We start from the raw sequence: 8,208 nt of genomic DNA on the forward strand, positions 1-8,208 counted from the left end.
CGCTTTTTTTCTCGGAGAAAAATGGCGCTTGCTCGATCCTCTGGCGGCGCTGGTGGTGAGTGTCTTCGTCGTTCGGGCGTCGCTGCCCATTCTTCGGGAGAGCCTGCACGAACTGACGGACGGTTCCCTGGACGACGAGCTGGAGACGCGCATCACCAACGTGATCCGCAACACCCCTCTCGTGACCGATTGCCACGCCCTGCGCACGCGGCGTCTCGGCTCCTACGTTGCATTGGAGGCCCATGTTCTGGTCGGGAGGCATCTTTCCATCGTGGAAGCCCACGACGTCACCGAAGAAATCGAGGCCCGCCTCCGCCGCATGTTGGGAGAGGCGAGCCTCGTGAACCTTCATGTGGAGCCCGAACCGCAGGAAAGAAACCCCGTTCCGTCGGAGGGGATGTAGTTCGACATCGCCCCCCGGTTCGGATTGCGGAAAAAGCGGGCCGTCACTTCAGGGAGGGTGTGCTTCCCGCCGGGTTTTCGACGCGGTTCCCGTCTCTCTCGATTTCACGTTCCGCCGCGGAGCGCACTTCCGCAGCAATGTCCTTCGCCTTGGAGGAAGCCGCGGCCACGGCCTTCATGAACGCTGTCCGGATACGGCTTTCCTCCAGTTCGTACAGTCCCTCGATGGTGACGCCGCCCGGCGTCGTGACCTGGTCGCGCAGTTCCGCAGGGTGTTTTCCCGATGCGAGGAGCAGCTGGGACGCGCCGATGGCGGTGTGGGCCGCGGCGCGGAGTGCGATGTCCCGGGGAAGTCCGACCCGGAGGGCACCGTTGATCATTGATTCCACCACGGTGTAGATATAGGCCGGGCCGGATCCCGACATGGCGGTGAGTACGTCCAGGAACTGTTCGTCCACCTGCTCGCCTTCGCCCAGGCAGGCGAAGGCCGCCCGGACGAGCGTCATGTCCTCCTCCGTTGTTTGGTGGTCACGGCAGAAGACCGTGTATCCCCGTCGCACGAGCACGGCGGTGTTGGTCATGGCCCGAATGAATCTCGCTTCCGGCGCCGCCTTTTTCATGAGTTCGAGCGTGATGGCCGCGGCGAAGGAGACCACGAGTTTTCCCGCGCAGGCCGGAGCGATGTTCCGAAGCACGGGGATTACCTGGCCCGGCTTGACGGCCAGGATGACCAGATCGGCTTTCTCCGCCGCACTCAGATTGTCCGGAGCGATTTCCGCGCCCTTTTGCCGCAATCCCTCCAGCCTGTCCACTTTCCTTCGCGTGGCCGTAACCGCGCAGTAGGGGAGCAATGCTTCGGCGATGGCACCTCCGATGACGCCCGCTCCGATGACTGCGATCTTTCTGTTTCGAAACCGTTCCATGCCCATCCCTCCGAAGACGATTCCCCGGAGGAGCGATGGACGTTTGCAACCCGAGCTCCTCCGGGGCGTTGGCGTGTCGATATTGCGGAAGTATAGCACTCCGCAAGAGGGGAAATATCGTGGATATTGCATATCCGGCGGGGTGTCCGGGCATGGTGGGGGACATGTTTCCACGCTCTTGCAAATGCGCGGCATGCTTCCGTTGTTCGTCATGTGCGGATCAGTCACGTCATCGGCGCTTCTTTTCGGCCCTCCGGGGTGCCGGGCGCCGAAGGAGAAATCCGAGGGGAATGCTCCATGGAAACAGTGTTCCCGAGCCGATATGGCAGCCGCCCCCTCCGGTGGCATTGCTCGCGGGAGCTTCCGAGACGGGCGGGGAGGGTGAGGTGGGAGGAGTCGGCGTGCCGGACGGCACGGAGGTGATGGTCGGCGTGACGGATGGAAAGGGCGTCGGTGTTCCGGTCGGAGTTCCTGTCACGTTCGGAAGCGGAGCGAAAGTGGCACGAAGCGTGTGTTCTCCGTGGAGCTCTTCGAGGTTTACATCCAGGTACGTTTCCACCCTCCCGACGGAAACGGAGAAAAACAGGGGGGATTGATCCAGAAAAACCGCATCGATGCGATGTCCCGGGGCGGCCGAAACGGCGAGGTGCTGTTTTTCGCCGAATCGGCCTCGTATTCTTCCCGACGGGGTGATGGTTCCTCCCTGACCGGCTTCGGTGATGACGAGCCATCCCGGTGCGAACAACGCCCGTACGTACCGGTCCCGGTCAAGAAGAAGGTTTGCGGACGGATCCGTTCCCGTCACGTCGCCGCTCCATCCGTCGAAGAGCGGTACGTATTCTGCTGCGACGGAAAGAGCGATCAGGCTTCCCGCTTCATAGCTCAGGGATTTTCTGCACGAGTCCGCTCCGGAGAAGAAGCGCTCCGGCTCTTTCGCCGCGAACGGTGGAAGAAGAGATCTCGTTTCGCGGTGTTCCGTGAAGGAATCCCCCGGCAGGCTGCGTTCCACTTCTCCCGTGCCGGAGATGCCGAGGGTGAGAATTTTTCTGTGCCAGGACTGGTAGGCTCCGATGTCGGGCGAGGTTGTCTCGGGGCGTGAAACGCCTCGTTGGTCGACCGACACGACCTCCGCGGAATCGGACATGCCCCTCGCCACAGCGGCGCTTTCCGGGAGAAGCGCACATGTCCTGGTGGCGCCGCCGTTCCAGTCCGGCGTATCCAGCAGGGGGTCGGCACCACTGTTGCCTGTGCCTCCATAATTTCCCTCGACGATGCAGTATTCCACGACGGGCGCGGTTCCCGCATGCCGGATCTGCCCCTTGTCGTTACTCCAGAGAATGGTGTTCCGGAGTTGCGCCGTTCCCCCGAGAATGTACAGCCCGCCGCCGTTTCCGGCGATATTTTCCACCAACGTACAGTGTCGCAGGCGCAGCGTGCCGTTCTGCTCGTAGACCGCTCCGCCGGCCGAAGAGGCGCGGTTTCCGGTGAAGGTGGTGTTCACCGCGTCGAGAGTACCCTTTGCGAGGAAAAAAGCGCCTCCGACGGAACTCGATCCCGGAGAGGCGTTTGCCATGAAGTGACTGCTTTCGACGGAGAAATTCCCTCCGGAGGAGGCCGCGCCTCCACCCCTGGCGGACAGATTGTTCCGAAGAGTACAGTCTTTCAGAAGAGGTGATCCGCTTTCGTTGAAAAAGGCACCGCCTTGGCCGGAGGAGGAAGCGGTCGTGTTCCCGGAGAAGGTGCAGTACGCCAGAAGAGGTTGGCCGGAACTGGTGTATGCGCCACCGCCACGCTTGTCCGCAGCGTTGTCCGAAAAGAGACACCCCGAGAGCACCGGTTTCCCCGAGTGTGTGTAAAATCCGCCACCGTAGTCTCCGGCACGGTTTCCAAAGAAAAGACATGTTTCGATCATGGGGCTGCCGGTGTCGGTGTACATGCCGCCCCCGAAATTGTTCGCGGCGTTCCCCACGAACGCGCAGTTGCGGATGACCGGGCTTCCCTGGGCGCTTGTGCACCCTCCTCCCGAGACGGAGGCATTTCCGCCGGTGACGACGAAACCATCGAGGATCGTTGTCGCGTCGGCGCCGGTGACCACCGTCACGACGGCGTTGCTGTTCGTTCCATGAATGCAATCCGCGCTGACGGTGATTCCTCCCTCGATGCAGAGGTCATCGCCGGCGAGGTCCCCCGTGAGGATGGTGACATGGCGCTTCCAGTCCCGCTGGTCCCGGTCCGTCTCGTTTCCCGCGAATCCGCCGTAGAGAGCGACGTTTTTCTTGAGGAGAAGAGTCCTGCTCCGGTTCATTTCCGGGGACGGACGGTAGATTCCTTGGGCGATGCGGAATTCATGGGCTGTTTTACCGCCGGCATCCACGGCGGCGAGCGCGTCGTGGAGTTCCGCCTCACCGAGGGCATTGCTCCAGTCGATGCCGTTTCGCGCACCGTCACCGGATGGAGTGACGTAGCGCACCAGCGCCTCGGCAAAAACGGCGGAGGAAAAGGCCGAAGCCAGCCAGAGGAAGGCGAAGAGAATTTTCATGGCCTCTTTCGTTCGTCCGGAAAGGGGTCCTGTGTAGAGGGTTCTCATTTTGACTTCTTCGTAAAGAGATGTGGCGCGTACATTGACGGAAAATTTCGGAAATTGAAGAGGCCGCAAGGAGATCCCTCGTTTCCTCTATGATTTCTGTCGTGATCAGTATAGCAGGTATCTTGAAAATCATCTTGGATTGTCAAGTCAAACGCAACGGAGGTGGAGCCGGCTCCCGATAGACCTCCGCCGGAGTGCGCCATCCGCGGCACTTTCGTGGCCTGTTGTTGAGGAGCGATACGTAGTGATCCAACTCCTCCCGACTCACGCTCCGGAAGTCCTTTCCTTTGGGCAGGTACTCCCTGAGGAGGCCGTTGGTGTTCTCATTACTTCCCCGTTCCCAGGGGCTATGGGGATGGGCGAAGTAGACCGGGGCACCCAGCACCGAACTCATCCGGGCATGCCGGGCGAACTCTTTGCCGTTGTCCACGGTGATGCTGCTGCAGGGCGCTCCATCAAGAATTCGCAGAACCGCTTCCGTCAGGGGGTTCGAAGCCCTGCTTCTCAGGAGGGCGGCCACAAGGTAACGGCTGACCCGCTCCACGAGTGTCACGACGCAGCCTGCTCCGTTTGCTCCAAGCACGGTGTCCCCCTCCCAACGGCCAGGGGTGGTGCGGCTCCGTACTTCCTGGGGGCGTTGTTCGATGGACACGCAGTCCTTCAGCTTTCCACGGGTTTCCGTTCCCTTGGGAACGAAGACTTTCCCTTTGCGGCGAAGCAAGGGCCGCATCGCTCCCAGAAGGCCTCGGCGAATCCCACGGTACACCGTGGGAACCGAGAGGGACAGCTGCTCCCGGTGGATCACCTGCTCCGGGGACCAATGCTTCTCCATTCCCCGGCGCAGGATCTCCAGAACGAAGGGATCGGACAGTTTCAGGGACCTTCGACAGGATGCGCGAGCCTTGCCATAGCGATTCTGAGCTCGAACTCCGCTGTAGTTACGGGCGCCGCCGTTGCGCAGAATCTCCCGGCAGATGGTGCTCCTGTGACGCCCGATCCGGGAAGCGATCTCCTGCTGGGATACTCCGATTCGCAGACCGATGACGATGATCTCGCGCTCGTCTCTGGTAAGATGGTGGTGGCTCATGGCCGGTTCCTCCCCGCTAGCCGGCTGTTGTGGTGACTCCATCTTAGCGAAGGACTTGCCATGGGCCTATCTGCTTTTTCTCGGGGTGCTATCCCTTAGCCCTTGTTGCGTTTGAAGTGTAAATCCACCCATGAAAAAACTGGATTTAAGAGAGTTTAAGTAGGTATTTTAAAAACCATCCTGAATGCTGGCCCCGTGAGGCTCAAGTCTTGTAAAAGAGTCGAAATACGTATTTCCGTGGAGGTGTTGACGTATTCCTGTGTTGTTGTCTGGAAATTTACGTAGCATGTTGACACGACGAATAGCATGCACAATAATGAGTGTCGCGATTTTTCCAGAAGTTCAACGGTCTTTGTTATACAGATTCCGGCATGTTGCGCATTGCCGGGAGACGGACGAATCGCTGCGGGATTTGGGGAGGAAGTTCCGGCGTATCGTGGAAACGAATCGGGAGGTGTTAGGATGGACGCGAATCAGTACATCGATGGAATCATCCAGGACGTATTGACCAAGTATCCCTGGCAGAAGGAGTTCAACCAGGCTGCGCTGGAAGTTCTGGAGTCGATGCGGCTCGTCATCGAGCGATACCCGGAATATGCGGAGCACCGTATCCTCGAAAGGCTCATCGTTCCCGACAGGGTCGTCGTTTTCCGGGTTCCCTGGCAGGACGACCAAGGCAACTACCAGATCAACCGGGGTTTCCGCGTCCAGTTCTCCAACGCTCTCGGTCCCTACAAGGGAGGCCTCCGATTTCATCCCACCGTCAACCTCAGCGTTCTCAAATTCCTCGGCTTCGAGCAGATCTTCAAGAACAGCCTCACCGGCCTCGCCCTCGGCGGCGCCAAGGGTGGCAGCGACTTCGATCCCAAGGGAAAATCCGACGACGAGGTCATGCGCTTCTGCCAGGCCTTCATGAACGAGCTGTTCCACTACATCGGTCCCGACACGGATGTGCCCGCCGGGGACATCGGCGTCGGGGTCCGGGAGATCGGCTATCTTCTCGGACAATACAAGATGCTCACCCGCATCTACGCGGGGGGCGTCCTCACGGGAAAGAGCATCCACTGGGGCGGCAGCCTCATCCGGACGGAGGCCACGGGCTACGGTCTCGTCTACTTCGTGGACGAGATGCTCCGCGTCCGGGACGATGAGGTGCGGGAGAAGCATGTCCTCGTGTCCGGGTCGGGGAACGTGGCTCAGTACGCCATCGACAAGGTGAACCATTTCGGAGGCATTCCCATCAGTTGTTCCGATTCGAGCGGAACGATCATCGACCTGGACGGCATCCGGGGAGAAAAGTTCGACTTTCTGCTGGACCTCAAGAACGTCCGAAGAGGGCGCATCGCCGAGTACGCCGAACAGTTCCGCACGGCGAAGTTCTATCCCGGCAAGCGCCCCTGGGGGCTCGCGCCCGCGAAGATCGCTCTTCCCTGTGCCACGCAGAACGAACTGGATCTGGACGATGCGACGGCTCTCGTGGAGAACGGTTGCATGTGCGTGGCCGAAGGGGCGAACATGCCCACCACCCCGGAGGCGGTGGCCTATCTTCAGGGACACGGCGTTCTCTTCGGTCCCGGCAAGGCGTCCAACGCGGGCGGTGTGGCTACCTCGGGGCTGGAAATGTCCCAGAACAGTCTGCGCCTCAGTTGGACTCGCGAAGAAGTGGACGAGAAGCTCCGGGGCATCATGCGCTCCATCCACAAGCGGTGCCGCGATGCGGCGGAGGAGTTCGGCACGCCGGACAACTATGTCAACGGAGCCAACATCGCGGGTTTCATGCGCGTTGCCCGAGCCATGGACGATCAGGGATTGGTGTAGGCGAACCGGATTTCCGGTCGTTGCGGGCACCGAAGAAATAGGCAAGGGCCTCCCGAATTTCGGGAGGCCCTTTTGTGGTTCCGTCGTGTGTTTCGTCTTATGCTGTGGTGTCCACATGTTGTCCGGAAGAAGCGTCTGCATCGCTTCCGTCGGAGGCGTACACGTTCTGCCATGCCGGATTCCAGGAAATAGAGCCGCCTTGTTTCTTCTTTTCCCGGGATGTCTCCCGGGGGACGTCTTCTCCGTCCCGAAAATCCTGTTCGCCCTCGTCCCGGGAAAGGTGCTCACGGAACACGTCATCCCAGGGTCGGTTTTTTCGGGGGTCCTTCTTCTGTCCCTTCGGGTTCACGCGCTTCGGATTGACGGGGTCCACCGGAGCGATTGCGGTAACGCCGTCGATGCGCCGTTCCATGTTCCGCACCTCCTTTCCGGGGAATTTCAAAGGGGCAATATCTCTTTCCAGAGGATGTATCGGTTTTCGTCCGAACGGACCAAAGTTATTTGAAAAAATGAGTCTCAAGGCCCATGCGAACGCAGGTGAAATATGATAAGGTTCTCAGCTAGAAAGATGAAGGGCAATGTGCCAGGATCAACACCCTTTAATCGGGTTCCGTGAGGCCCGGAAGGAGGAAAGCGCAATGCGGAAAAAGATGTGTGCTCGAAAAGCGGATGCCGTGACGGCGAAGGCGTGTTTTTTCGAAGGCATCTTTCCGGAAGAAAGAATCCGGACATATGGTGGGATCGATAACGGTCGTGTTCTCTCCCGGAGAGGACACGACCGTTTTTTATGCATGAGGAGGGATATCCCATGACATGGCAGGAAAAGGCCCGGGTGCAGACTGCCCAGGAGATGGACCGTTCTCTCCGGCGCATGGCCCACGAGATCGTGGAACGGAACAAGGGGCTCGACGGGGTTGTGCTCGTGGGCATCCAACGCAGGGGAGTTCCCCTGGCGGAGCGGATCGCCAAGCTCTTGGAGAAATTCGAGGGGGTGCTTCCGCCTCAGGGAAAACTGGACATCACGCTTTACCGGGACGATCTCTCCCTGCGGTATCCCCAGCCCCTTCTCCGGGGGACGGACGTTCCCTTCGATCTCTCGGGACGCAAGGTGGTCCTCGTGGACGACGTGCTCTATACGGGCCGCACCGTCCGGGCCGCGCTGGACGCCCTGATGGACCTCGGGCGCCCCGCGTCGGTGCAGCTTGCGGTGCTCGTGGACCGGGGACACCGGGAACTGCCCATCCATGCGGACTACGTGGGCAAGAACCTGCCCACCTCCCAGGCGGAAGTGGTGGAAGTGCGGGTTGCCGAAATCGACGGCGCCGACGAAATCTGGATCTGGGAAAAGGTGGAGGACCAGGCATGAGCTGGATGCATCGGCATCTTCTTGA

The 8,208-nt window shown here is 60.3% G+C and carries 7 protein-coding genes; 3 read left to right on the forward strand and 4 right to left on the reverse strand.

Annotation, left to right across the window (positions count from 1 at the left end):
• Positions 1 to 403 (forward strand): cation diffusion facilitator family transporter (locus Q1K49_RS12170; RefSeq protein ID WP_300526298.1); only part of this gene is annotated, 403 nt, incomplete at its 5' end.
• Positions 404 to 446: 43 nt separating this feature from the next.
• On the opposite strand, the gene proC is transcribed toward Q1K49_RS12170, so the two are convergent.
• From proC to Q1K49_RS12185, 3 genes are all read right to left on the reverse strand, one after another.
• The gene (gene proC, locus Q1K49_RS12175) at positions 447 to 1,325 is read right to left on the reverse strand and encodes a pyrroline-5-carboxylate reductase (RefSeq protein ID WP_300526299.1); all 879 of its coding nucleotides are present in this window, start codon (positions 1,323 to 1,325) and stop codon (positions 447 to 449) included.
• A gap of 229 nt (positions 1,326 to 1,554) precedes the next feature.
• Complete coding sequence (locus Q1K49_RS12180) at positions 1,555 to 3,864, reverse strand: right-handed parallel beta-helix repeat-containing protein (protein WP_300526300.1); 2,310 nt, start codon at positions 3,862 to 3,864, stop codon at positions 1,555 to 1,557.
• A gap of 190 nt (positions 3,865 to 4,054) precedes the next feature.
• Positions 4,055 to 4,999, reverse strand: coding sequence for an IS30 family transposase (locus Q1K49_RS12185; RefSeq protein ID WP_300526301.1), 945 nt, complete (start codon positions 4,997 to 4,999; stop codon positions 4,055 to 4,057).
• Positions 5,000 to 5,461: 462 nt separating this feature from the next.
• Here Q1K49_RS12185 and gdhA point away from each other — a divergent pair, with 462 nt between their 5' ends.
• Positions 5,462 to 6,817: an NADP-specific glutamate dehydrogenase gene (gdhA, locus tag Q1K49_RS12190; RefSeq protein WP_300526302.1), complete on the forward strand. Its 1,356-nt coding sequence runs from the start codon at positions 5,462 to 5,464 to the stop codon at positions 6,815 to 6,817.
• 97 nt (positions 6,818 to 6,914) lie between these two features.
• On the opposite strand, the gene Q1K49_RS12195 is transcribed toward gdhA, so the two are convergent.
• On the reverse strand, positions 6,915 to 7,229 hold the full coding sequence (locus Q1K49_RS12195) for a hypothetical protein (protein ID WP_300526303.1): 315 nt from the start codon (positions 7,227 to 7,229) through the stop codon (positions 6,915 to 6,917).
• 396 nt (positions 7,230 to 7,625) lie between these two features.
• On the opposite strand from Q1K49_RS12195, the gene pyrR reads away from it, so the two are divergent.
• Positions 7,626 to 8,183, forward strand: a complete 558-nt coding sequence (gene pyrR, locus Q1K49_RS12200) for a bifunctional pyr operon transcriptional regulator/uracil phosphoribosyltransferase PyrR (RefSeq protein WP_300526304.1) — start codon at positions 7,626 to 7,628, stop codon at positions 8,181 to 8,183.
• The last annotated feature ends 25 nt before the right edge of the window (positions 8,184 to 8,208 follow it).

It is taken from the genome of Aminiphilus sp. (assembly GCF_029975095.1).
Lineage (GTDB): Bacteria > Synergistota > Synergistia > Synergistales > Aminiphilaceae > Aminiphilus.